The sequence below is a fragment of the Cellvibrio japonicus Ueda107 genome, assembly GCF_000019225.1.
In the GTDB taxonomy this organism is placed as follows: Bacteria; Pseudomonadota; Gammaproteobacteria; order Pseudomonadales; family Cellvibrionaceae; genus Cellvibrio; species Cellvibrio japonicus.
Map to the genome: position 1 here is coordinate 223279 of NC_010995.1, position 25290 is coordinate 248568.

The 25290-nt window shown below is 52.4% G+C and carries 19 protein-coding genes; 8 read left to right on the forward strand and 11 right to left on the reverse strand.

The features are described 5' to 3' along the window. Positions 1-31 precede the first annotated feature (31 nt). Positions 32-2743 (reverse strand): TonB-dependent receptor, encoded by a 2712-nt coding sequence (locus tag CJA_RS00855; RefSeq protein ID WP_012485854.1) that lies wholly within the window; start codon positions 2741-2743, stop codon positions 32-34. A gap of 242 nt (positions 2744-2985) precedes the next feature. Beyond that, positions 2986-4455: a glycoside hydrolase family 28 protein gene (locus tag CJA_RS00860; RefSeq protein WP_012485855.1), complete on the reverse strand. Its 1470-nt coding sequence runs from the start codon at positions 4453-4455 to the stop codon at positions 2986-2988. A 757-nt stretch (positions 4456-5212) separates the two neighbouring features. Here CJA_RS00860 and CJA_RS00865 point away from each other — a divergent pair. The 5 genes from CJA_RS00865 to CJA_RS00885 all read left to right on the forward strand — a co-directional run bounded on the left by CJA_RS00865 (position 5213) and on the right by CJA_RS00885 (position 10274). Then, on the forward strand, positions 5213-6733 hold the full coding sequence (locus CJA_RS00865) for a UxaA family hydrolase (protein WP_012485857.1): 1521 nt from the start codon (positions 5213-5215) through the stop codon (positions 6731-6733). A 186-nt stretch (positions 6734-6919) separates the two neighbouring features. Beyond that, positions 6920-8080, forward strand: a complete 1161-nt coding sequence (locus CJA_RS00870; protein WP_012485858.1) for a Re/Si-specific NAD(P)(+) transhydrogenase subunit alpha — start codon at positions 6920-6922, stop codon at positions 8078-8080. A 14-nt stretch (positions 8081-8094) separates the two neighbouring features. Further along, entirely contained in the window at positions 8095-8379 is a 285-nt protein-coding gene (locus CJA_RS00875) for a proton-translocating transhydrogenase family protein (protein ID WP_012485859.1), read from the forward strand. A gap of 15 nt (positions 8380-8394) precedes the next feature. After that, positions 8395-9798, forward strand: a complete 1404-nt coding sequence (locus tag CJA_RS00880) for an NAD(P)(+) transhydrogenase (Re/Si-specific) subunit beta (RefSeq protein WP_012485860.1) — start codon at positions 8395-8397, stop codon at positions 9796-9798. 77 nt (positions 9799-9875) lie between these two features. After that, positions 9876-10274 (forward strand): VOC family protein, encoded by a 399-nt coding sequence (locus tag CJA_RS00885; RefSeq protein ID WP_012485861.1) that lies wholly within the window; start codon positions 9876-9878, stop codon positions 10272-10274. A gap of 51 nt (positions 10275-10325) precedes the next feature. On the opposite strand, the gene CJA_RS00890 is transcribed toward CJA_RS00885, so the two are convergent. Further along, the gene (locus CJA_RS00890) at positions 10326-11267 is read right to left on the reverse strand and encodes a sugar kinase (RefSeq protein ID WP_041551859.1); all 942 of its coding nucleotides are present in this window, start codon (positions 11265-11267) and stop codon (positions 10326-10328) included. Between the two features lie 260 nt (positions 11268-11527). Between CJA_RS00890 and CJA_RS00895 the strand changes: the two genes are divergently transcribed. The 3 genes from CJA_RS00895 to CJA_RS00905 all read left to right on the forward strand — a co-directional run bounded on the left by CJA_RS00895 (position 11528) and on the right by CJA_RS00905 (position 16688). Next, positions 11528-13006, forward strand: a complete 1479-nt coding sequence (locus CJA_RS00895) for a mannitol dehydrogenase family protein (RefSeq protein WP_012485863.1) — start codon at positions 11528-11530, stop codon at positions 13004-13006. Positions 13007-13092: 86 nt separating this feature from the next. After that, on the forward strand, positions 13093-14193 hold the full coding sequence (locus tag CJA_RS00900) for a pectinesterase family protein (RefSeq protein WP_012485864.1): 1101 nt from the start codon (positions 13093-13095) through the stop codon (positions 14191-14193). A gap of 152 nt (positions 14194-14345) precedes the next feature. Continuing rightward, the gene (locus CJA_RS00905; protein ID WP_012485865.1) at positions 14346-16688 is read left to right on the forward strand and encodes a methyl-accepting chemotaxis protein; all 2343 of its coding nucleotides are present in this window, start codon (positions 14346-14348) and stop codon (positions 16686-16688) included. Between the two features lie 7 nt (positions 16689-16695). On the opposite strand, the gene CJA_RS00910 is transcribed toward CJA_RS00905, so the two are convergent. From CJA_RS00910 to yaaA, 8 genes are all read right to left on the reverse strand, one after another. Continuing rightward, positions 16696-17667, reverse strand: coding sequence for a class 1 fructose-bisphosphatase (locus CJA_RS00910; protein WP_012485866.1), 972 nt, complete (start codon positions 17665-17667; stop codon positions 16696-16698). 15 nt (positions 17668-17682) lie between these two features. Further along, complete coding sequence (gene fbaA, locus CJA_RS00915; protein WP_012485867.1) at positions 17683-18762, reverse strand: class II fructose-bisphosphate aldolase; 1080 nt, start codon at positions 18760-18762, stop codon at positions 17683-17685. Between the two features lie 105 nt (positions 18763-18867). Further along, the gene (gene tpiA, locus CJA_RS00920) at positions 18868-19638 is read right to left on the reverse strand and encodes a triose-phosphate isomerase (protein WP_012485868.1); all 771 of its coding nucleotides are present in this window, start codon (positions 19636-19638) and stop codon (positions 18868-18870) included. A gap of 527 nt (positions 19639-20165) precedes the next feature. After that, positions 20166-21752 (reverse strand): sensor domain-containing diguanylate cyclase, encoded by a 1587-nt coding sequence (locus tag CJA_RS00930; protein ID WP_148208771.1) that lies wholly within the window; start codon positions 21750-21752, stop codon positions 20166-20168. After that, positions 21749-22177 carry a hypothetical protein gene (locus tag CJA_RS00935; protein WP_041550820.1) on the reverse strand — a complete coding sequence of 143 codons (429 nt, stop codon included), beginning with the start codon at positions 22175-22177 and terminating at the stop codon, positions 21749-21751. Before CJA_RS00935 ends, CJA_RS00930 begins: the two co-directional genes overlap by 4 nt. Then, the gene (locus tag CJA_RS00940; RefSeq protein WP_012485872.1) at positions 22177-23436 is read right to left on the reverse strand and encodes a hypothetical protein; all 1260 of its coding nucleotides are present in this window, start codon (positions 23434-23436) and stop codon (positions 22177-22179) included. The genes CJA_RS00935 and CJA_RS00940 overlap by 1 nt, the downstream gene beginning before the upstream one ends. A gap of 130 nt (positions 23437-23566) precedes the next feature. Continuing rightward, positions 23567-24400, reverse strand: coding sequence for a response regulator (locus tag CJA_RS00945; RefSeq protein WP_012485873.1), 834 nt, complete (start codon positions 24398-24400; stop codon positions 23567-23569). 78 nt (positions 24401-24478) lie between these two features. Beyond that, entirely contained in the window at positions 24479-25255 is a 777-nt protein-coding gene (yaaA, locus tag CJA_RS00950; RefSeq protein ID WP_012485874.1) for a peroxide stress protein YaaA, read from the reverse strand. Between the last annotated feature and the right edge of the window lie 35 nt (positions 25256-25290).

Below are 25290 nucleotides of genomic sequence, written 5' to 3' on the forward strand. Positions count from 1 at the left end.
TCCCTTAGGCTCTAACAATGGGTTTTACAAATTAGTATTTGTATTGAACACCCAAGTAGTATTGACGGCCGGTCTCGTGATAGTAGGACAGACGGTAATCATTAGAATCTACCCACTGATCGTCAGCTTCATTGGTCAAATTCAGCGCTTCGAAGGTGAAGCGCCAGTTATCATTTAATTGATAGGAAGCCGATGCATCTACGTTATGAGTAGAATGAGTACCCTCTGCACTATTGCCATCGCGGCCACGGGCATTGGTTAGGTAACCGCTACGTGAGGCTAAAGAGATCCGTGCTTGGAATGCATCTTTCTCATAGTAAAGAGTGGCACTGGACGTGTTAACTGACATATTTTCCAGGTCGGATACAAACTCTACATTACCAGTGTTTGGATCCAGATAGGCAATTTGACCTTTAACATAAGTAAATGAGCCGATGAATCCAAAATCCTGCCAGAAGCCAGGCAAGAAGGTGAACGGAGTTTGATAACTCAGTTCAAAACCATAAATATCGCCACCGGGTGAGTTAACAGGGACAGTGTAGTTCCACACTGCATTAGTATTACAATCAGCAGTACTTAAAGACGATGCGGCGCACTGAGTCGTTGCCTGTTGTGATAGGGAGGCTTGTTGCTCAGGAGAGAAGCCTGCAATAATGTCTTGGAAATTTCTGGTAGCACGATAACTTTGTACCTGACTCTCCAGATCTTTGCGGAACAATGTCATGGCTAACGCACTTTCGTTGTCGAAGTACATTTCTACACCTACGTCATAGCTTTTGGCTTTGGTAGGTTCCAAGAAGGGGTTGCTACCTGTCACGCTCATATTGGTGCCGGCAACACTTACTGATGTATCGGCTTTAATTGAACCCAAACCAGCACGTGCAATACCTTCAGAATAGGCCAAGCGAATAATTACGTCCTCAATTGGTTCGATAGACAGGTTTGCTGCAGGCAATACATCATCATATTTGTGGTCGACCCAAACTTGACTACCCGCTAATACTCCAGAGGTAGATTGTTCAGTAGAGAATTGGCGCAAACCAATATTACCGCGTACGGGAGTCTCACCGATACTGCTGTTGAAATCTAACTGGATAAAACCGCCAGTAGTTTCTTCTTTAGTCTCGTAAGTGTTTGAGGCTTGGATATTATAGCCACGAGAAAAGATATCAAAGTCTGTTGCAATAGCCCCGCGGTCAGGAATCAACCATGCGCCACCAGAACCCAGGCCTGAGTCATAGGTGAGCAGATAGTCGTTTAGATTGATGCCGGCAGGAGCGGCCTCAGATGCCAATCGTCTTTCAGTGGTTGAGAATTCAAATTTTTTGTAATTCACCCCAGCTTTTAGCGTTAGCACATCATTAATTTCATATGCGATATCAGCTAGGACATTTTGATATTCGTTAACAGACGCTTGTGGGCGTTGACGCATTTCGGTTAATGTCCAACTGGATGCATTGTACGCTGTATCACCGAATACGAAATTACCTTTTTTGCCATCGCGGAAGTCGTAACTAAAATCCATACCATCAGCACGCATGATGGCAGTGTTTTGTAGCGGGTTGTCAAAATCTGACTTCACACTGCCAATCACCAAATTACCTTTTAACTGATCAGTAAAATCCTGTTTTACGTTCAATGTAATTTGATGGAAGTCTGTTGTCATCTCGTCATAGCGATTCTCAGCCAACAAGCGAACATTGGACAGATCAGCGTATACCAAGCTATTGCCTTGAATTTCGTAGTCATTGACCACAACACTATTATTTTGTGTTCCGTTCATTGAAGCTTCCCAGAAAACTTCCTGGCGATTGGCTTCATGTTTTGCATATAGGACATCCAGACTTACTTCAGTGGTATCTGTGGGACGAGCTTGCAGCGACAGGCTTGCACCTAGACGCGAAATTTCATGGTTGAAAGAGTCATAACGAGGAATGCGAGGATGGAATGCAGTTGTTATATTATCAGTTGCCAGAATTGGTGTGCCATCACTAAAAGATCCAAAGCGCTGATTGGCTGCATTTGACCAGCGTACAGTTGAAGAACCTTCGTCACGTACAGTGCGTTCAGAATAGGATAGAGAGAAGAGAGCTCCCAGTTTCCCATCGGCAAACACGTTGCTAATCAAAAATGATGCAGCTGGGTCGGTTTCTTCTGAAAGCTCGTTGTAACCCGCTTGTGCAGATGCAGTAAATACAAAGTCGTTGTAGTCAAAGGGTTGTGCTGTTTTTAAGTCGACCGTAGCACCCAATGAACCTTCTTCAATAGAGGCCATTGCAGTTTTGTTAACTGTCAGGCTGGAAAATAAATCTGAAGAAAATGTATTAAAGTCAAAACCACGTGTGCGGTTGGTGCCTCCTGTGGCGTCTGTACCACCTGTGGTAGAGATCGCTTCTACACCATTAATGCGGACACGAGTATAGTCTGGACCCAGGCCACGAACAGAAATAGCACGGCCTTCGCCTCCAGAGCGAGTAATAGCAACACCAGGTATACGTTGCAATGATTCCGCCAGGTTATTGTCTGGGAAGTCAGCAATATCCTCGGCTTTGATGGAGTCAACGGCATTCGCACTGTTGCGCTTGGTATCCAGAGCGCTGGCAAGAGATGCACGATAACTGCCCGTTACCAGCACTTCTTCTACTACATCGCCATTAGAAGATTGACTTTGCGCCATAGCACCCAGCGGCAGCGCTGTTACCGCCATGGCCAACACTAATGGATTAATTTGAAACTTTCTCATAGCTATTCCCCATAGTTATTTTGATTAATCATGACAAGCTAATAATTGCTCTTCTCCGGTCACTTGAAGCTTCCAGGCTCAAGCAGTTTTTTACCCTTTGAGCCTTGGCAAGGCTAAAGCTCAAAGATGTAATAGGGTAAATTCTTGACCACTAAACGTGATTAGCAATGGAATTTTTGCTGTTTCTTAGTTGATATTGCTCTAAGTCGTCGGTTGTGTATTTCGTTTTATCCAGACGCCTTTCATATTGTGAAAGGCGTGCCATTGATGCGGACATTTTCAGCTGTCATTGCATCCATATGTTCCAGGACACCTATCTCTTTTACCTGTTTGAAATCGCAGTTGCGCAGGGCAAGGTTGCTGATCGGTGAGCGTTCATAGCCGCGGACCTGGAAGACCCGTTCTGCCTTGGCGCAGGTAATACCGCGGAAATCGATATTACGGACGATAGGGGTGTGTTCGCCGGCGTCACCTTCTTCATATTGGAAGTCGATCACAATGGCGTTTTTTACCTCTACGATAGTGATATCGCGGGCGAAAAAGTTTTCTACAACACCGCCACGTACCGAATTGGTTTTAATACGCAAACCGCGTTCCAGGTCAGGACTGTTCATTTCGCAGTGCTCAACGAAGACATTGCGGACACCACCAGACATCTCACTGCCAATCACAACACCACCGTGTCCACGGCGCATATGGCAGTTGCGGATCACAATGTTTTGCGAGGGGCGGTTGATGCGGCGGCCGTCGTGGTTTCGGCCTGATTTGATAGCGATGCAGTCGTCGCCGGTATCAAAGTAACAATCTTCAATAAGTACGCGGTCACAGGATTCCGGGTCGCAGCCATCGGAGTTGGGGCCCATGCTGTCACAGGTGACACCGCGGACGATCACGTCGTTACACAACACCGGGTTGAGCAGCCAGAAAGGCGAATTAACGATAGTGACGCCTTCTATCAGGACGCGCTCGCATTCATAAGGTTGAACGAAGGGAGGACGCAGATTGGCACCTTCGGCAAACAGGCGCTGCTCAGGTGCTACACCTGCCTCCATAGCACGTTGCAGTTGCTCACGGCCTTCGTCCTGGGTTGGGAAGCCTGGCACACTCCAGTTTTTACCACCTTTCCAGGCGCCGCCTTTCCAGGGCCACCAGGTAGTGCGATTGGCCTGGCCGTCGAGTGTGCCCTCACCGGTAATGGCAATATTTTCCTGGCGATAGGCGTAGATCAGCGGCGAATAGCCCATCAGCTCCATGCCTTCCCAGCGGGTAAACACGGCAGGCAGATAGGCTTTAGGATCGGTAATAAAAGCAATACGTGCGCCTTTTTCTACGTGCAGATTCACGTTGGATAACAGGTGGATAGGACCGCTCAGGTAAGTGCCGCCACTCACCAGAACTTTTCCACCGCCAGCGGCATGGCAGGCAGCGATTGCGTTGGCAAAAGCCTTTGTGGCATCAATTGCGCCACCGGCCCGGGCACCATAGGCACGGATATCAAAGGTTTTATTGGGGAAGCTGGTTCGGGCAATGTTGTTACGGATGTCGTCAGCCGTGCGCCAGGCTTCGTCGTAACTCATGCCGGAGTTGGGAGAGGGCTTGTTGTTTACACAAGCGGTTAACCCTGTTGCGCCCAGAAAAGCTATACCGGCCATACTTCCGGCACGGTTGAGAAATTCACGGCGGTCGATCAATTGGCGGGGAGTCTTGTTCACGCTTTTACTACCTATCTCTATCGCTTTCGAAGTCTTTTAATCGTTATGGCAATGCCACAGTGGGTGGCAGGGGAGCGGCATCAATCGCGGTTATCTGGCTACTTGGCCTTTTGCCATCTATATAGAGTAGTGGTCTATATAAAGCAGGGCAGAGTTTAAATTTTAATAAGCGAGATGGGCATCCTCAGACTTGGTGAAAATCATTCTGGTCGTCACCTCTGTGAATTGCAAGCACTCAGCATAGGTTATTTCCGCTAAAAACCCATTTTTGAGTGAAAAATTTACAAAAAATGACATGTATACGTTTTCATATTTTTAATAATTAAAATGTAAACGTATACATGTCACTTCGACTAAAAAAAATTTAAAAAAAATATGATTTTGTTGAGAATATTTTTATCTACATTATTGCTTTTTATTAGGATGAACTTAATTTTCGATACCTTGCCGGATGGTGTAACAGGCTAAGACTTGCCTACATAAAAAATGTAAACGGTTACACTTGGTTGTTTTTGCCATTTTGGCGAGTTGCAGGGGCAAAAAATCAGGATTACATTTGCTCTCGGTATTGACCGAATACCATTGCCGATTTTTAGGCGCCCTAGGGCGCCTGTTTTTTTTTGAGGGTCGGTTTTTTTATTGAGTGATGCTATTTCGCCGATAAATACGTCTGGCGCGACTACACTTGATAATCATGATCGAATACTCCAGGGCATAAACCCGTTCGGTTCATTTAGGTATTCAGAGAGAGATCAGTGTGAGCAGCATCATTGTTTTGCATGAGAGTGATAACGTAGGCATTTGTAAAGTATCACTTCCCGCTGGTGTCCTTTACGCGGAAAAAGATGTCACCTTGTTGCGCGACATTCCCGCCATGCACAAATTTGCTGTGCGTCCCATCGCCAAAGGCGAAGCTATCACCAAATATGGCCAGGTTATTGGTTTTGCCAATCAGGATATTCCTGCCGGTGAGCATGTCCATGCCCACAATTGTGTCATGGGTGATTTTGAAAAAGACTATGGCTTTTGTGAGCAGGCCAGGCCAACCCAATTCGTTCCTGTTGCCGAGCGTGCCACCTTTCAAGGCTATAAGCGTGCCAATGGCAAGGTAGGTACGCGCAATTACATCGGTATTATCACGACCGTTAACTGTTCAGCGACCGTTGCCAAGGCCATTGCCCAGCAGATCAGCCAATCCGGTGAACTGGCACAGTTCCCCAATATTGATGGTGTTGTTGCCCTGACCCACGACAGTGGCTGTGGTATGCGCTCCGATGGCGAGGGTTACGAAACCCTGCGCCGCACTTTTAACGGCTATGCCCGTCACCCTAACTTTGGTGGGGTGATGATGGTTGGCTTGGGCTGCGAAACCATGCAGATCAAGCGCGTGATGGAAGAGTGCGGCCTGGCGGATTCCAAAACCTTTACGGCGTACACCATCCAGGATGTGGGCGGTACGCGCCATGCGATTGAAAAAGGTTTGGACGCTGTGCGTGCCATGTTGCCTCTGGTGAATGCACACCAGCGTGAGACAGCATCGGCCAGTGAATTAATTATCGGTTTGCAGTGTGGTGGTTCAGATGCCTTTTCCGGCATTACCGCAAACCCGGCACTGGGAATCGCCGGCGATATCCTGGTTCGTCACGGCGGCACCGTCATTCTGTCGGAAACCCCCGAAATCTTCGGCGCGGAACATCTGTTGACCCGTCGGGCAGAAAGTCCCGAGGTTGCACAAAAACTGCTGGAGCGTATTCAGTGGTGGCAGGACTATACCGCGCGCAATGATTTTGAACTCAATAACAACCCTTCCCCGGGTAATAAAGCGGGTGGCTTGACGACGATTATTGAGAAGTCCCTGGGCGCACAAGCCAAGAGTGGCTCAACCAATTTGCGCGATGTTTTCCTCTATGCGGAGGAAATCACCGAGAAAGGTTTTGTGTTTATGGACAGCCCGGGTTATGACCCTGTATCTGCCACGGGCCAGGTTGCTTCAGGTGCACAAATCCTGTGTTTTACCACAGGTCGCGGTTCAGCGTTTGGCTGTAAACCTGCGCCCAGTATTAAATTGGCGACTAATTCCGGTATCTATGAGCGTATGCAGGACGACATGGATATCAATTGCGGTAAGGTGCTCGATGGTGAACTAACATTAGAGCAATCCGGTCAGGAAATTTTTGAAGAAATCCTGGCTGTTGCCTCTGGCAAGCGCACCAAGAGTGAGCTGTTGGGCTACGGCGACAATGAATTTATACCTTGGAAGATCGGCGCTGTTGTATAGCAGCGCTCCGCTCATGACGAGAGGGTGAGGATGCACCCGATAATAATGCTGTTCATGGATCAGCAATAAATACCACACCATACAAAGATCAAATATCGGCAGTTCCTCCGATCACTCCCTGTGAATGATCAACGGCCGGTTTTGCCGAAAAAATTTGACTCAGAATAAAACAGGGGACAAACGACAATGAGACTCGCTATTCCAAAAGAGCGCCGTGCGCATGAGCGACGTGTCGCCGCAACGCCGGAGACCGTCAAAAAATTTATTGCCTTGGGTTTTGATGTGACGGTTGAAGCCGGTGCTGGCCTTGCCAGTCGCATCACCGATGAAGATTACCGCAATGCCGGCGCCAGTGTTGTTGACGATCCTGCAAGCCTGCTGGGCCAGGCGGATGTCGTATTGAAAGTGCAGCGCCCGCTGTTGGCAGGTGAAGGCGAGCTGGATGAGTTATCGCTGATGAAACGCGATGCTTTATTAGTTGCCATTCTTTCCCCCTATGCAGATGCCAAAGCCGTTGAGGCTTACGCTAAGGCGGGGGTAACCAGTATGGCCCTGGAGTTTGTGCCGCGCATTACCCGTGCGCAATCGATGGATGTGCTGAGTTCGCAGTCCAACCTTGCCGGTTATCGCGCTGTGCTGGAGGCCATTAATGTCTATGACCGCGCCATGCCGATGATGATGACGGCTGCCGGTACAGTGGCACCGGCCCGCGTTATGGTGCTGGGTGCGGGTGTGGCCGGTTTGCAGGCGATTGCAACGGCACGTCGCCTGGGTGCCATTGTGTCCGCAACAGATGTTCGCCCGGCGTCGAAAGAACAAGTGGAAAGCCTTGGCGGCAAATTCATCATGGTTGAGTCCGAGGAAACCAAGCAGGCGGAAACCGCTGGCGGTTATGCCAAGGAAATGAGCGATGATTACAAGCGTCGCCAGGCTGAATTGGTCGCGGAGACCTTGAAAAAACAGGATATCGCCATTTGCACGGCATTGATTCCCGGTCGCAAGGCACCAACCCTTATCAATGATGAGATGGTGTACAGCATGCGCCCCGGCTCTGTGATTGTTGACCTTGCCGCCGAGCAGGGTGGCAATTGCACCCTCACCAAACCGGGCGAGGTTGTTGAGGTCAATGGTGTCACCATTATCGGTTTATTCAATATTCCCAGCCGTATTTCTGCAGACGCCAGTGCGCTCTATGCGAAAAACCTGCTCAACTACCTGACGCCACTGGTGGATACTGCTAGCAAACAATTAGCCATTAACTGGCAGGATGAAATCGTTGCGGCCACCACATTGACCCGTGCCGGTGAAGTGGTTCATCCCAATTTCAAAGCGCCCAGTGCGACTTAAGTGAGGATTCCCAAATGGAAGGTCAATTTGTTTCGCAATTGTCTATTTTTGTACTGGCGATTTTCGTTGGCTACTACGTGGTGTGGAGTGTAACCCCCGCTTTGCATACGCCATTGATGGCGGTCACCAATGCAATCTCCAGTGTGATTATTGTCGGTGCACTGATTGCAGTCGGCCCCGAAGGTGTCAGCCTGTCCAAGGTGCTTGGTTTTGTGGCCATGGTACTCGCCGCGATCAATATCTTTGGTGGCTTTACGGTCACTCAACGCATGCTTGCCATGTATAAAAAGAAAAAATAATCCGGGGGAATCTCTATGTCATCTACTTATGAAAGCCTGACATCGCTCGCCTATTTGGTGGCGGCAGTGCTGTTTATCATGGCCCTGCGCGGGCTGTCCTCACCGGAATCTTCCCGCCGCGGTAATTTCTTCGGGATGCTGGGTATGGCGATTGCCATCGTCACTACTATCCTCAGCCCGGCAGTCACTTCCTATACCTGGATTGTGGTAGCCCTGCTGATCGGTGCGGTGATTGGTATTGTCATCGCGCGCAAAATTGCCATGACGGCGATGCCGCAACTGGTTGCCGCGTTCCATAGCCTGGTAGGTTTGGCGGCTGTGTTGGTAGCCGGTGCTGCGTTTAGTAATCCGGAAGCTTTCGGTATTGTGAATGCGGCCGGTGAAATCTATATCGCCAGTCGTATTGAAATGGGCCTGGGTGTAGTGATTGGTGCAATTACTTTTTCCGGTTCCGTTATCGCGTTTACCAAGCTGCAGGGCCTGGTATCTGGCAAGCCAATGGTGTTCGGCGGCCAGCATTTACTCAATGCCTTGATCGGCGCTGTCATTATTGGCCTGATCGGTTATTTCTGTGTAGAACAGGCTCCCTGGGTGTTCTGGACCATGACGGCGCTGGCGTTTGTGATCGGTATTTTACTGATTATTCCCATCGGCGGTGCGGATATGCCGGTTGTGGTATCCATGCTCAATTCCTATTCCGGTTGGGCTGCTGCGGGTATCGGTTTTACCCTGCATAATGATGCACTGATTGTAACTGGTGCACTAGTCGGCTCGTCAGGGGCAATTCTCTCCTATATCATGTGCAAAGGCATGAATCGCTCGTTCTTCAATGTGATCTTGGGTGGTTTTGGCGCCGATGCGTCGGCAGCGGCTGCCAGTGGTGGCGAAGATCGTCCGGTGAAGCGTGGCAGTGCCGAAGATGCGGCATTTATCATGAAAAATGCCGGTTCGGTAATCATTGTGCCAGGTTATGGTATGGCGGTCGCACAGGCGCAACACGCCCTGCGTGAAATGGCGGATGAACTGAAGCACGCGGGTGTCAAGGTCAGCTATGCCATCCACCCGGTTGCCGGACGTATGCCTGGCCACATGAACGTACTGCTGGCCGAAGCTAATGTTCCCTATGACGAAGTGTTTGAGCTGGAGGACATTAACAATGAATTCCAAACGGCGGATGTGGCCTTTGTGATAGGTGCTAATGACGTGACCAACCCGGCAGCAAAAACCAATCCGCAGAGTCCGATTTTTGGTATGCCTATCCTGGAAGTGGAAAAGGCGCGCACTGTGCTGTTCGTCAAGCGCTCCATGGCGTCAGGTTATGCCGGTGTAGAGAATGAGTTGTTCCATCGCGACAACACCATGATGCTGTTTGGCGATGCGAAGAAAATGGTTGAAACCATTGTTAAAAACCTTGCGTAATTTTCTAGCCCTGTTGAGCGCTCCCGTAGCGCTCTTTTTTTACTTGTGGGCGGCAGTGATTAACCTGGAGTTACCCCATGAAAATTGAACATTTCGCCATTAATGTTGCTGATCCTGTTGCTATGGCGGACTGGTATGTTACCCACATGGGCCTGCGTGTAGTGCGCAAACAGGAGGGTGGTGCGAACACCCATTTCCTGGCAGACGACAGCGGTGATGTGATGTTGGAGATTTACAACAATCCACCGGATGAGGTGCCGGATTACGCAGCGATGAATCCGCTGTTACTGCATTTGGCGTTTGTGTGTGAAAACCCTGAACAAAAGCGTGCGCAGTTGGAGGCGGTCGGTGCCAGCTTTGCAGAAGAAGTACATATTAAAGATGGTTCGCATCTGGTGATGATGCGCGATCCCTGGGGGTTGTCGATCCAGTTGTGCAAACGCGGTAGCAAGATGCTGCGTTGCCAGCAGTCGTGAATGATGTGTGATTAGCAAAGCCGCACTGGATGCGGCTTTGCCTTACAGGCCCTAAGCGCCGAGCTCTTTAGCAAAAACAGCCTTATCAATAATAGCGCCGCGATGGCGAATGATAATGCTTGCACAGCGAATACCTTGTTTGGCCGAGTCTTCCAGTGACTTGTGCGTCAGGCGTCCGGCAAGGTAACCGGCATTGAAGGTATCGCCAGCACCTGTGGTATCTACCACGCCCTGCACGGGTGGCACGGGTACGCGCAGTTCGCCTTCGTGCGTGATAATCACGGCATCGTCGGCACCGCGCTTGAGCACCAGCTCGCGCAGGCGGAACTCAGCGTAGCGTTGTTTGCAGCCTTCAATGGTGTCGTCGCCCCACAGCAGTTGTTCATCATCGAGTGTGAGCAGGGCAATATCGGTGTATTTCATCATCGACAGCATTGCCTGCTGGGCCTCGTGTTTATCGGCCCACAGGCGTGGGCGATAGTTACTGTCGTAAGCAATAGTCACACCCTGCTGGCGCAGCTTGTGCAAACTGTTGTAGAGGAACTCGCGCGATGCTGCGCCGATGATGGCAAGCGTAATACCACTCAGGTATACGCAGTCGCAATTCGCCAGCTGTTGGCAGAGGTTATCGGCAGCTTCCTGGGTGGCAAACAATTCTCGCGCAGGTGCCTCTTTGCGCCAGTAGAAGAATTCGCGCTCGCCGTCAGGGCGGTTGCGGATAATGTAGAGGCCCGGTGAGCGGCCGGGTAATTGTTTGATCAGATCCGTGCTTATGTTGTCATCGCGCATGCGCTGCAGGATTTGCGCACTGTAAGGATCGTCACCCAACTGGGTGACATAGTCTGTTTGCAAGCCCAGGCGCGCCATGTACACCGATGTGTTGTAGGTGTCGCCTGCAAAAGATAAGGCCATGATTTCGCGGCCATTGCTGTCGGCAGTGGGAAAGGGAGAAAGCTCCACCATCACTTCGCCAATCGCTGCTATATGTGCCATGGTGATAATTCCAGGAGTCAAAAAAACGAGGGAAACCGCCGTGTTATTCGGTTGTTTATTCGCCGCAAAATATAACACTACTGCTGCGCGAAAAATAGAAAATTTATGGGTTTTATTGCGCTGCCAATGGGCTGCATGGAAATCCACTGTTGCGATAAAAAGTGTTTTTATTCACTGAGCCAGTGTGTATGGTTCAGGTAAACTGTTGTGCGTTAAAAACTGCGGATTTGCTTGTTAATCAACTTTGTTGGATGTAGATAATGAACCGTTTAAACCAAGAACAACTTTCCCTGTTACCTAAGGATGTTATTTTACCCCGCTATGACCGCAATTCGCTGAAGGCGGGCATTGTACATTTGGGAATAGGTGCATTTCACCGCGCGCACCAGGCGTTTTATACCGAAGCCGTATTGAATGAATTTGGCGGTGATTGGGGAATTGTTGGTTGCAGCCTGCGCTCCCCCAGTGTGCGCGACCAATTAGTACCGCAAGATTGCCTTTACACCCTGGTTGAGCGTTCCGGTGAGGGTGAGAAACTGCAAATTATTGGCGCAGTAAAAGACACTGTGGTTGGCCCTGAAAATCCACAAGCATTGGTTGCCATTATTGCTGAAAGCAATATTAAGATTGTATCCCTGACGGTGACTGAGAAAGGTTATTGCCACGACCCTGCCACCGGTAATTTAAACCTGAATCACCCTGACATTGTTCACGATCTTGCCAACCTGGATCGCCCAGTCTCGGCTATTGGATTCCTGGTGGCTGCCCTGAAAAAACGTTACGAGGCCGGACAAAAAGCCTTTACGTTATTAAGCTGCGATAACCTGCCCAATAACGGTGAAGTGCTGGAAAAAGTGATCGTGCAATTTGCCCAGCAAATAGATGCCTCATTAGCGCAGTGGATTAAAACCAACGCCACCTTTCCCTGCACCATGATCGACCGCATTGTGCCGGCTACCACCGATGACGATCGTCGCGATATAGAGGCGCGCCTGGGTGTGCGCGATGAAGGTATGGTGGTGTGTGAACCCTTTACCCAGTGGGTTGTGGAAGACAAGTTTGCCGATGGGCGCCCCGCCTGGGAAAAAGTGGGTGTGTTGATGGTTGAGGATGTGCGTGTGTTTGAAAAAATCAAACTGCGTTTACTCAATGGTGCCCACTCCACCATGGCCTACACCGGCTACCTGTCGGGTTTCCAATACATCAGTGAAGTGATGGAGCAGCCCGCTTTTGTCAACCTGGTAAAAACCTATATGGCGCGCGAGGCGGGTGAAACAGTCAGCGCCCCTGCGGGATTTGATATTGAAGCTTACAAACAGCAACTGCGCGATCGCTTCTCCAACAAAGCACTCAAGCATCGCACCTGGCAAATTGCAATGGACGGCTCACAAAAGCTGCCCCAGCGTTTGTTGGAAACCCTGCGCGAGCAATTGGCCGGTAATGGCCATATTGATATTTTGTGCCTGGGTGTTGCCGCCTGGATTCGCTATGTGTCCGGTGTGGATGAGCAGGGCAATCCTATCGAGGTTTCCGATCCACTGGCAAAAGAATTGCGTGCAGCCTGCGATGCTAACCAGGGTAATCCGGCTGGAATGGTCAAGGCTATTGTCGGTATCCAGAAAGTATTTGGAAGTGACTTGATCGATGCCACCCCATTTGTTCAAACCACAACCCAGTGGCTTGAGCGTTTTTATGCCAAAGGTGTATTGGCCAGTGTGCAGGACGCTTTTGGTCATTAATCGCTTTTATTTTCATTCCTGCATGTCCCATGGCGAAGGGACATGCAGGAATGTCATGAACTATCCAGGTTGGTATGAGGTATATCATGGTGCGCGCAGCTGCGGTGCTGGCTATTTGTGTGCTGGTATTAGGGTGTTTGTATCGTCCGGGCACTGTGCGCGACATTCATTATCAGGCGCGTGTTGATAAAACCATTTCTGCTGCCAATGTATATCCCAGCATCCAGGCTGCCTTGGATGCTGCACCTGCCGCGGCGACTGAGCCATACCGTATTTTGGTGGCCTCTGGCGATTACTACGAAAAGCTGGTTATCAATAAACCTAACATCCATATCGTTGGTGCAGGCCCGGCCAGCACGCGCCTGTATTTTGATGCTTACGCGGGCCAGAGCTATGCGCAGGGTAAAACCTGGGGCACGTCCGGCTCCGCGACCTTGACGGTGCGCGCGCCTGGCGTTTTGTTACAACAACTGACGATTGAGAATACCTTTGATTTTTTGGCGAATGATGCCTTGGCAGTAGATGATCCAGCGCGTATCCAGCACACCCAGGCTGTTGCACTCTTGCTGGATACTGGCAGTGATCGCTTTATCGGTCGCCAACTGCATTTGTTGGGTTATCAGGATACGCTTTATATCAATGCAGGCCGCAGCTGGTTTGATCGCAGCCTGGTAGCCGGTAACGTCGATTATATTTTTGGCAGAGGCAATGCGCTGTTTACCCATTCCGAGATTCGCACCCTGGGGCGTAACAAAACAAGTTTCCCTCATGGTTATATCACTGCACCCTCGACACAAATCAGTGATCATTACGGTCTGACGTTTATCCATTGCAAGTTAACACGCGTTGCCGGTGTGCCGGATAATTCTGTGCCTCTGGGGCGCCCCTGGCATCCCACGACCCAGTTTGCCGATGGGCGCTATGCCGACCCGAATGCCATTGGTAAATCCGTGTTTATTAACACCTGGATGGATGCGCACATTACCCGCGATGGTTGGTATTCCATGAGTGGCACTGCCAAAGATGGTATCAGCAAGGTGCAATTCACACCGGAGGATTCCCGCTTCTTTGAATATCAAAGTGCGGGACCGGGCGCGCAGGTAAATAGCAAGCGTCGCCAGCTTTCTGCCCGGGAGGCAGAAGACTATACACCGGAAAAAATCCTGGGTGAGTGGTATCCACAATAATGAAAAAATGCAAATTGGATAGTTGATATAACAGAATTTTTATTGCCTGGTTAAGATAAGTTCATATCACTTATTTGTCGCACTCTTGTCATAAAAATGTCATAAGCCCTGCCTAGATTGAACTGCGTCACACGTCATGTTCTTTCCTGCTTATGAATATTTCCTCCCGTTTAATGCTCGGTGCCATGGTGCTCACGGGTATTGCTGTTATTCTTGCCGCTGGCACCACTGGCTGGCTCGCACTGCAACAAACCAATCGCGCGTTATCGCAAAACCTGGAGCAGCGTTTCCAGGCCCTGGCGGAAGGGCGCGCCCAGGCAGTGGCTACACAATTTTCCAGTTACGCTGAATTGCTGTTATCGCTTTCACACGGACGTATGACACAGGAAGCGGTATACGGTTTTATTCGACCTTTTGCCTCCTATCGCTATGAGGTTAGTGCAACACCGGAAGCGGAATTGCGCACACAATTGGCGGATTGGTATCAACAAACCTACGCGCCTTATCACCGCCAGCTGACCCGTGGCCAGCCTGCTGATGCGCGCACCTGGGTTGAGGGGTTTTCACTGGAAACCCTGTTAATCCAGCAGCGTTATTTGCAAGCCAATCCATCCCCCATCAATGCCCTGGATACAATGGAAGACGCGGCTGATGCAACCATTTACGGCCAGCAGCATCGCCGCTACCACAGCAGTTTTCGCGATTTGACTCGGCGCTTTGGGTTCAGTGATTTGTTGATTGTGGATAGCCGGAGCCTGGCGGTTATTTATTCGGTAAACAAATCATCGCTCTTGGGGGATTCATTAGCGACTGCTTCACTGGCGTCATCGCCCCTGGCGCAATTGGCAAGGTCGTTACAGCGCGCCCATGCCGATCAGGTACTGGTATCTCGCTTTCATAGCAATCCACGTCGTTTTGAACAGCAGCTGGTATATGTTGGTGTCCCGGTGTTTCACGATGTGCAAAGTCCGCATAAAGCAATCGGTTTGTTGATTGCAGAAATCCCGGTGACACGTCTAACGCAGATCATGAGTGCACAACAGCACTGGCAATCACTGGGCTTAGGCGAAACGGGTGATATCTACCTGGTGGATAGTTCACAGCGGTTATTAACAGAATTGCGTGAGGTCCAGCAGGCGCCGATGACGGCTGTTGCCGATTTACAACAAACAGTGACGGGTAATCTGAATGCAATGATTCGCTTGCAACAGGCGGCGGGTAATATCCAGATTGCAACCTATCCGGTGCGTGAAGCCCTGGCCGGTCGGGCAGGTACGGGCATGGAACAGGATTATCTGGGGCGCACCATGTTCACCAGTTGGCAGCCGCTGGTGATCGGCGACCAGGCGTTAGCCCTGGTTGCCCAGCAGCGGCCGGAAGAAGTCTTTGCGGCGGTTGCTGAATTGCGTGGGACATTATGGCGCAGCGTTGTGATTGCATCGATTGTATTGACCGGATTGGCAGCGGTGCTGGCCTTTTTCTTTTCGCGCTCTATCGGTAAACCCCTGGTGTTATTGGCTCATAAAATTAAACGTGCGGCTGAAGATAAAAACCTGGCCAGTGAGTTCCCGGCACAGCGGCGCGATGAGTTGGGAGAAATGGGCCGCTCACTGAACTTTTTATTTGCTGAATTAAACCGGGTGTTGGTACAGGTTAACCAGTCCAGCGAACAGAGTTTGCAAGGCGCTTTGGATAATGTGACCACGACGCGCCAGTGTCGCGATGAAACGGCGCGTCAGCGCCATGAAATGAATCATGTAGGGGCGGAAACAGAAGCGGTGGTGAAATCCATGAGTGATATCAGCCAGCATCTGGATACAGTGACACGGCAGGTCAGCCTTGCGCAGGAAGCAGCGGGCCAGGGCCAGGTTCGCGCCCGGGCAGTGGTGAATGAAATGCAAAGCCTTGCGCAACAGGTTGCCGATTCCTGTGCGACCCTGACGGAGTTACGCACTGCGACCGGCAACATAGGTTCTGTGTTGGATACCATTCAAGGTGTAGCGGAGCAAACGAATTTGCTGGCGTTGAATGCGGCTATTGAAGCGGCTCGCGCCGGAGAACAGGGGCGCGGTTTTGCGGTGGTGGCCGAGGAGGTGCGGCGCCTGTCTTTCGATACCCAAAAGGCGACGGGCGAAATCAAAGATATGATTGACCAATTGCGCGCAAGTGTTGGCCAGATTTCCATTGGCCTTGCGGCGGAACAGGAAACGGCACAGCGCTGTATGGATGAAACCCTTGCGACCCAAACTGCGCTGGATCGCATCCAGCAATCGGTCGCGGATGCCAATCAACTGACACAGCGTATTAACCTCAGTGCCCAGGACGAAAGTAACCGCGCGCAGGCCATGCGCAATCGCCTGGTGAATCTTGTCTCGGGCATTAATGAAACAGACCAGGCGATTGCGCGATTGGCACAGGGCGCTGAGCAGCAAAACCAGCTTGCTAACCAGGCGATGAGGGCGGCGAAAGTGTTGACGTTTTCGCGTGCGCGATAATCGATCGCTATTCCAGTAAATAACTCATGCACACATCCACTTCATTGGCAGAGCCAAGGATAACGGCGACGCGCTGGTGCAAGGAGTCGGGCTGGATATTCAAAATGCGCTGGTTTTCGCTCCAGGCTTTGCCGCCGGCATTTTCGGTCAGCATTGCCATGGGATTGGCTTCGTACAGCAAGCGCAATTTGGCGGGTTGCCGGGGGTTACGGTTATCGCTCGGGTACATGAAAATGCCCCCGCGGGTCAGCACCCGATGCACATCGCCAACCATGGCGGCGTTCCAGCGCATATTAAAGCGTTTAGCGCGCGGCCCCGTTTCACCTAACAGCAGATCCTGCACATAACGTTGAAAGGGCGCTGACCAGAAGCGCTGGTTGGCCATATTCAGTGCAAATTCCTGGGTGTTTAACGGCACAGACAATTGCGCCTGGGTGAGCAGGTAGCTGCCGTGGGTTGCATCCAGGGTGTAGCCGCGTGTCGGGCCGCCAGTGGTCATAACCAGGATGGTGGATGGACCATAGAGGACATAACCGGCACAGACTTGTTGATGACCGGGTTGCTGGAATTGTGCTTCGCTATCAGCGGGTACGTCGTCCCGCGCCGGATAGATGGTGAAAATGGTACCTATCTGGCCGTTGATGTCGATGTTGGATGAACCATCGAGCGGATCGAAAGCGACTGTGTAAGCTCCCTTGGGATTACCCGCTACCACCGTGTCTTCCTCTTCCGAGGCAATAGCGCGCACCTGGGGTTCTTCGAGCAGCAAATCCTTGATTAACTGGTTGGCGATAACATCCAGTTGTTTTTGGGTTTCACCCTGGATGTTTTCATCCAGGGTGGAGCCGAGCACTCCGGAGAGTGCGCCCTGGCGCACCCGGAAAGCGATTTCCTTGGTAGCGGCGAGCAGGGTGCGGATCACCGGGATCAACTCGGGGTTAACGCCATCGCGACGTAGGGTAGGGACTAGACGCTGCATGCGGATTCCTGCGTGTTACACGTAACGGTTTATACAATTCAGGTCGGCGAAGGATTGCTCCAGGCGCTTGACCATAGACTCTTCGCTGTGGCGCAGCCAGACGCGCGGGTCGTAGTATTTTTTGTTGGGTTTGTCATCGCCATCGGGATTACCGATCTGGCCGTGCAGATAGCCACTGTTGGCCTGGTAAAAATTCAGTGTACCTTCCCAAAAGGCCCATTGGGTATCGGTGTCGATATTCATTTTGACTACACCATACTGCAGGGACTCGGCGATTTCTTCTGGCAGTGAACCTGAGCCGCCGTGGAAAACAAAATTCAACGGATTGTGGCCCAGGCTGAATTTCTCGCTCACAAATTGTTGTGAATTTTTCAGGATCACCGGGGTGAGCTGTACGTTGCCGGGCTTATACACGCCGTGCACATTGCCGAAAGACGCAGCTATGGTGAATTTGTCGCTGATAGCGCTCAGTTTTTCGTAGGCGTAGGCAACATCTTCCGGCTGGGTATAAAGTGCGGAGTTATCCAATCCGGTGTTGTCTACACCGTCTTCTTCACCACCGGTACAGCCCAGTTCAATTTCCAGGGTGATGCCCAATTTTTTCATGCGCTCCAGATAGTGCGCAGAAATTTCGATGTTTTCCTGCAGGCTTTCTTCTGACAGGTCAATCATGTGTGAACTGAACAGCGATTTGCCGGTTTGGGCGAAAAATGTCTCGCTGGCATCGAGCAGGCCGTCGATCCAGGGCAACAGTTTTTTAGCGGCGTGGTCCGTGTGCAGGATCACCGGAATGCCATAGGCCTGGGCGACGTTATGCACGTAATGGGCAGCGGCGATAGCGCCCAGGATTGAGCTGCCCAGGCCTTCCAGTTTTAAACTCTTGCCGCAAAAAAACGCAGAGCCGCCTTGCGACAATTGCACGATTACGGGTGAATTTACCTTGCGCGCCGCCTCAAGGGTGGCGTTGATAGTGTTGGTGTTAGCCGCATTCACCGCTGGATAGGCAAAGCCGCCGGCTTTGGCGGCATTTAACAGGGTTTGTACGTCGTCACCGGTAGCTACACCGGGGGCGACCAGGTTGGCGAGAGAGTTCATCATCGTGTCCTGCAAGTAGTTGATTCTGTGATGACCGAAGGATTCGCCGAGTGGCTCTTTGAGCCTGTTGTTCTTGTCTCGTTGTTGTGTTGTTTCTATTTGTTATCAGGCGGTATGCTCTGCCAGTTCCGAAGCCTGTTCGCAAATGGCGAGGAAATGGCCCGGGTCCAGGCTGGCACCGCCGACCAGCAGCCCGTCAATGTCCTCCTGCAACAGCAGGTCGCGGGCATTGGTTTTGTTGACGCTGCCGCCGTAAAGGATGCGCACACGCGCCGCACTGTCCGCATCAAAAATACGCGCCAGTTCAGCGCGAATGTATTGGTGTACTGACTGTGCGATTGCCGGTGTTGCTGCCAAGCCAGTACCAATGGCCCACACTGGCTCGTAGGCGATGCACAGATCGCGCCCATTCAGCTCGATATTGGCCAAACCCTCGGAAAGCTGCTTGTAGAGCACTTCCTCGGTGATATTGGCTTCGCGTTCGGCCTGGTTTTCGCCCACGCACAGCACAGGCAGGAGTCCATGGTTGAGCGCAGTGCGCACCTTGATCTGGCAGCCTTCGTTGTTTTCGGCAAACATGGCGCGGCGCTCCGAGTGGCCAATCAGGCACAGGGAGCAGCCGGCCTGCTTGAGCATTTGCGCCGAAGTCTCCCCGGTGTAGGCCCCTGATTCATAGCGACTGACATTCTGGCTGCCGATCTGCAATTCGGAAAATTGCAGGAAGGTCATCATGTCGCGCATGTACAGGTAGGGCGGGCAGATGGCAATTTGCGCGTCGACATGCTTGCCGATAAACGAGGCTACCGAGGTGCAAATCAGGTCGAGGCCGCCATTGAGCTTCCAGTTGGCGATCACTATGGGTTTACGTGGTTTCATCGAAGGTCTCTTGTACACGGTCGCTTTTATAGTGTTGGCCGGGGCGCTGGTAGGGATCGTTCTCGGTTATCTCTGTGGCGCCAAAGCCGTAGTAAGTGTAAGTAAAGGGAAACTGGGTTGCTGTCTGGTGCAGACAGGGCAATGGCGAATGGCCGTGGCCATCACCAGAAGGGGCATGAAAAACAGTCGCGTTCAGGGTACACCTACCTTCCTGTCCAAAGGTAATCAACGGGTTTGATCTTGTGTTGACGGTTGCGATGAATTTGATGCCGATAGGGTGCTGCTTCTGCAGAGCTGCTGGGGAGAAATACTACACAGCTGTTGCGTATCGAGCAACATGGTAAGAATTAAATTGGTTTACAAAAGTGCATTTTTTTAGAAAAAAATTGCTAAAAAAATGCCTAAACAGTGTGTAAACGTTTCTTTTTTGTGGCTTTTAAAAATGTAATCGATTACAAAAATAAGACATAAGAGCCCCCTGGATGGTCAAGAGGAAGCTGCCTGGAAATCGGGTGCGCTCGGGAAGGTTACGCGGGAGGGTCTACATCTTCGGGATCGTAGATGGCGTAGTTGTTTTTACCGCGGCGCTTGACCGAGTAGAGCGCCTGGTCGGCATGGCGGCGCAGGCTCTGGGGGTTGTCGCCGTGGGCTGGGTAGTGGGCAATACCGATACTAATCCCAACCGTTTCGAGTACCTGGGGCTGGATTTCAATAGGCGCAGCCTGGGCGTCGAGGATTTGCTGGGCGATGCGTTTGTCCACGTCGGGATTATCGGTCTGCTTGAGCACGATCAGGAATTCATCACCGCCCAGGCGCGCCACCAGGTCGCTGTCGCGCACCAGCTTGCGCAGGCGGTTGGCGACGACCCGCAGTACCTGGTCGCCCGCGTCGTGGCCGTAGCTATCGTTGATCTGCTTGAAGCGATCGAGGTCGATCATCATGACCGCCAGGCCCCGGCTGGTAGCGGCCGCCTGGATCAGCCACTGGTCGAGTATGGCTTCGGCGGCCGGGCGGTTGGTCAGGCCGGTCAGGCTGTCGGTTTCGGCCAGTTCGCGCGTGCGTTCCTCGGCCTTTTTGCGCTGGGTGACGTCATACATAACCCCCTCGACAATATGGCTGCGCTGGTCGTTGCCCGCGGGCGAGAAAATACAGTGAATCCAGCGCTCATCCTGCGGATCTTCCGTCGCCAGGCGCAAATCCGCGGAACAGGGACGCTTGCTGATTTGTGCCAGGCGGATCAGGGATTGGGCCTGCGATGGCTCATGGAATACCCGTTCAATGAGGTTTTGTGACAGGGTGTGCGCATCCTCCTCGAAACGGGTGAGTTTGAAAAAAGAGGGATTGGCGGTAACCAGCTGGCCCTGCTCGGTAATCAGGAAGATACCGGCACTGCTGTCTTCGAAAATACCGCGGAAGCGGTTTTCCAATTGCTCTACGCGGTGACGTAACTGGCGCTCCTCATCCAGCATCTTCTCCACGGTATTGAGCAGGCTGTTAATGTCGCTGATCAACAGGCCGATTTCATCGCTGCGCTGGCCATCCTTGAGGCGGTTGCCATCGCCGGGGGTGATCTTGTGCAGGTTGGTGGACAGGCGCACCAGGGGGCGACTCATCATCCAATACACCATGATCAATACCAGCAGTGCCACGACCACCGCGAGTGCGGCGAGGCTGGCGGTGGTCGCCATGGCCGCATCCCGGGCGCGCAGGGCAATCTGGGCGATATTGGGGGCCACCAACAGGGTACCGACCTCCTCTTTTTCGTCAAAGGGAGAGACTAATGACAGGGTCATGGTGTCTTTGCCGTTATCTTCCGGGCGTTTGCCGTCCTGGCCGATGATTTCGCGGTTAGCGAGTATTTTGGCGCCGACCACCATATCGTTTTGGGCCAGGCCAGTGACGACCTGTTGGGCCAGCTCGCGGTTGCCCACATAGGCGGCAATTGCCGCCGGGGCACGCACGGTTTCCATCAGCTGCTGCACCGAGCGCTGGCTGCTGGCCAGGGAGTTCTTGTAGCTGCTCTCGTAAAACAGGTAGGAGGAAACCAGCACTACCAGCAGTGCCGAGGCAGCGACAGCGAGGGATACGCGGATATGCAGGCTGTTCATGTTCATGGTGTGTTGTTCAGCTCCATCACTACCTTGACACCGGCAGGAAGGGGTTGGCGCGGTATATAAGCGATAGCCGCCGGGTTGGCCGCGACAGCCTTGATCAGTGCCTGGTCGCTGTCTACTTGCCGGGGCGGTGACATGCGTCCTGCAAAGACCAGCGTAGCCCAGTAGGCGTCTACCTGTGCCTCACTTTTGCCGGTGAGGATTTTATAAAAGGTGGCGCGACCGGGACTGCCTGCTTTCAGGTCAAAGGCTTGTGCCGGTGCGCCGCCGGGAAAGGTTGAAACGCGTCCCATGAAGATGTCCACGACCTGTTTACGTTCCAGCTGGAGATGGGGGTTTTGGGCGTTGACGATCACCAGTATCTCTGCTTGCACCAGGCCCGCGAACATCAAAGCTGCCACAGTGAAAAAGGTTTTCGTGATCATCAGAAAAGTACATCCAGGGTCAGACTGATAACGGTGGCGGACTGGTCTGAGGTGACGGTTTCATCCGCCGTAAACCAGAGATTGGTGCCATGGGTCGCTATATCGATGTCATCTACTTGAAACTTGAGTGCCATACGCGGGCGGAAATCCCAGCGCGTGCCCAGGCTGACCGAGCGCTGGTCGATACGCACACCATTGAGCAGGCCCTGGGTGGCTTGTGCCAGTTGCTCCAGTTGTCCGGCCAAGGGCGGCGGATATCCTGCTGGCGGGATAATCACAACCCGACGGTCGCGCGGCTCAGCGAAGCCGGCCATGGCAAAGACAGACAGGTTGCCAAAGCGGCGTCCAATACTCAGGTAGCCGTGGTCGCTATTGCCGATCAGGCTGGTATCGCTGTTGATCCGGACCAGCTCGCTCTGTACCCACCAATTGTTGCTGTCGTAGTCCATACCCAGTTCGAAGTAACCGGCGTTTTTATTGTGGGTTCTCAGTTTTTGGCTCCATTCCATGGCTTCCGGCCAGTAGGGGCCTGCAGCGTTTAAGGCATCGATCAATGATCCGGCGTAATCATCTCTGAGGTTGGCGTTGACATAGGTCGCGCGCCATTTCCAGGCACCTTTTTCCAGTACGGTGCTAAATCCATAGGGTTCAAATTGCAGTCCTACACTGTCGTTGGAGCGGTAGCTGGTGGGATAGTCATCCTTAAAACGGCCATAAAATGCCTTGAGGCTCAGGGAGCTATCGCCAATATCGAAGCGTTTGGTAATGTCGGCACCATCAATGTGGTACATGGAAAGCAGGCCATAGGTTTCGTGCGGTGGCCTGACCCAGGGATAGGCATAACCCACCAGGCGATAATCGGAGAGCATGAAAATATCCACACCCAGGCGCCCGAGGCGCAGGTCCAGTCCATCCTCAGGGCGGTAGCGGACATAGGCCCATTCCACGGCATCATCAAGGCTGCCTTCAAAGCGGTCTTTGGCAACCACTTGCACACTGGTTTCCCAGGCGTGGGTCCAGAGCCCCTGCCATTGTGCGCCGACCAGGGTATCGGTACGCCATTCCAGTTTGCCGTCGTAGGAACCCTGGTCCTGGATGACATCGCGACGGTAGACCAGGTTGGGATTGTCATTGCTGGTAATCCCCAGGGTAGCAAAGCCACTAAACCGATGTTGTACCTGGCTGTCGCCCAACACCGGCAGTGCGATGGCCAGCAGGCTGGTCGTCAGCAGTCGGGTAATAGGGATTGGTAAACGCATGCAGTCACTACCGGAATTGGGCTCATGGCGCAGAAACCGCTACAGGAGCATGGGGGAGCAAAACCGGCATTTATCTCCCATCAGATGCCGAAACCCTGGTTTTTCTGGAGTATAGCCAAGCCTGGAGGGCTCACAATTGCGCAATGTATTTGGAGAGTACTTCAAATTTCTCAGCGTCGTTATCGACAAAACGGATCAGGAGTTTAATGGTTTTCGCATCCGGGCCGGGTTCAACCGCTTGCAGGCTGTGGACATAACCGTTGACGCGCGCCAGTTCACCGCCTTCCCCCAGTTCTATATCCACGACAACTTGCTCGAACAGGCCGGGCAGGTTGTCGGCGCGCGGCATCAGGCAGTGCATCATTTGCAGTGACATTTCGCGGATGATGCAGCCAAAGGTGCGGTTGTGGTTAAAGCGCAACTGCGCCCGCCCTTTATGGCGCACCGGCTCAACGGTGCGCGCGGGTGGCGGTGGCGGCTCGCTACTGGCGGGGGGAGTGAGGGTGCGCCCGCCGGTAAGTACATCCACCGAGGCGTGGGCAATGCCCTGGGTACTGGCCATCTGGCGATGATGGGTGGGCAGCTTGCCTACCGCCTTTAGCTGTTTGTAGACCTTTTTGATCAGCTCCTCGGCGGAGAAGGGCTTGGTCAGGTAATCCGAAACGCCCAGTTCAATGGCCTTGATGATATGGCTGCGGTCGCCGCGACTGGAAATCATCATGAAGGGCGTTTTGCTGTACTCGGGCATGGCGCGCACCGCGCCGAGCAGCTCGGCGCCGGTCATATTGGGCATTTCCCAGTCGGAGAGGATCAGGTCAATCGGGGTATTTTTTAAGATGGCCAGGGCGCGGTTGCCATCCACAGCATCGAGTACCTCAGCGCCCGGCACCTTGTCGCGCAATTGTTTTTTAACCATGTCGCGGATGAAGCTGGCATCGTCCACCACCAGTATACGTACGCCCATAAAATCTCCTCGTGCAAAGGGCAAATGCGTCACAACAGCCTAGACGATGCCGGGGAGTTTTGCGTCAGCAGCGGAAATTTATACCGGTTCCTCGCGCGTAAATACCCATTCGCGCGCGCTCGACATGGCCGGGTTATAGCGATAGCCCGCGCTGTTGAAATCCTTGAGTCCCTCCGCCTGGTCAAGGCGCTGTTGGATAATCCAGGCGCTCATCATGCCGCGCGCTTTCTTGGCGAAAAAACTGATGATTTTGTATTGGCCATTTTTACGATCCTTGAATGTCGGAGTGATTACTTCACCGCTCAAGTGGCGCGCTTGCACTGCCCCCCAGTATTCGTTGGAGGCCAGGTTAACCAGCAGGGGTTGTGGCGCTTGTGCCAGTTCCCGGTTGAGTTGCTCGGTCAGGCGATTGCCCCAAAATTCATACAGGTTTTTACCGCGCGAATTGGCAAAGTGGGTGCCCATTTCCAGGCGATAGGGCTGGATCAGGTCCAGCGGGCGCAACAGGCCATAGAGGCCGGAGAGAATGCGCAAGCGCTGCTGTGCCCAGGCTAAATCCTGGGAGCTGAACCTGTCGGCTTGCATCCCGGTATAGACATCCCCCTTAAAGGCCAGCACGGCCTGTTTGGCATTTTCTGTGGTGAAGGGTAACTGCCAGTCGAGGAAGCGCTGTGCATTGAGCACGCCCAGTTTTTCACTGATGTCCATCAGTTCGGACACCTGCTGCGGGTTGAGTGGGCGCAATTCGTCGATCAGCTGTTGGGCGTGGTCGAGGAACTGCGGCTGGGTGAAATGCCGGGTAATCGGCGGTGTTTCAAAATCCAGGGTTTTCGCCGGGGAAATCACATGCAACATGGGGTGGACAGCTCGTCAGGTAAGGTCGAAGGAGT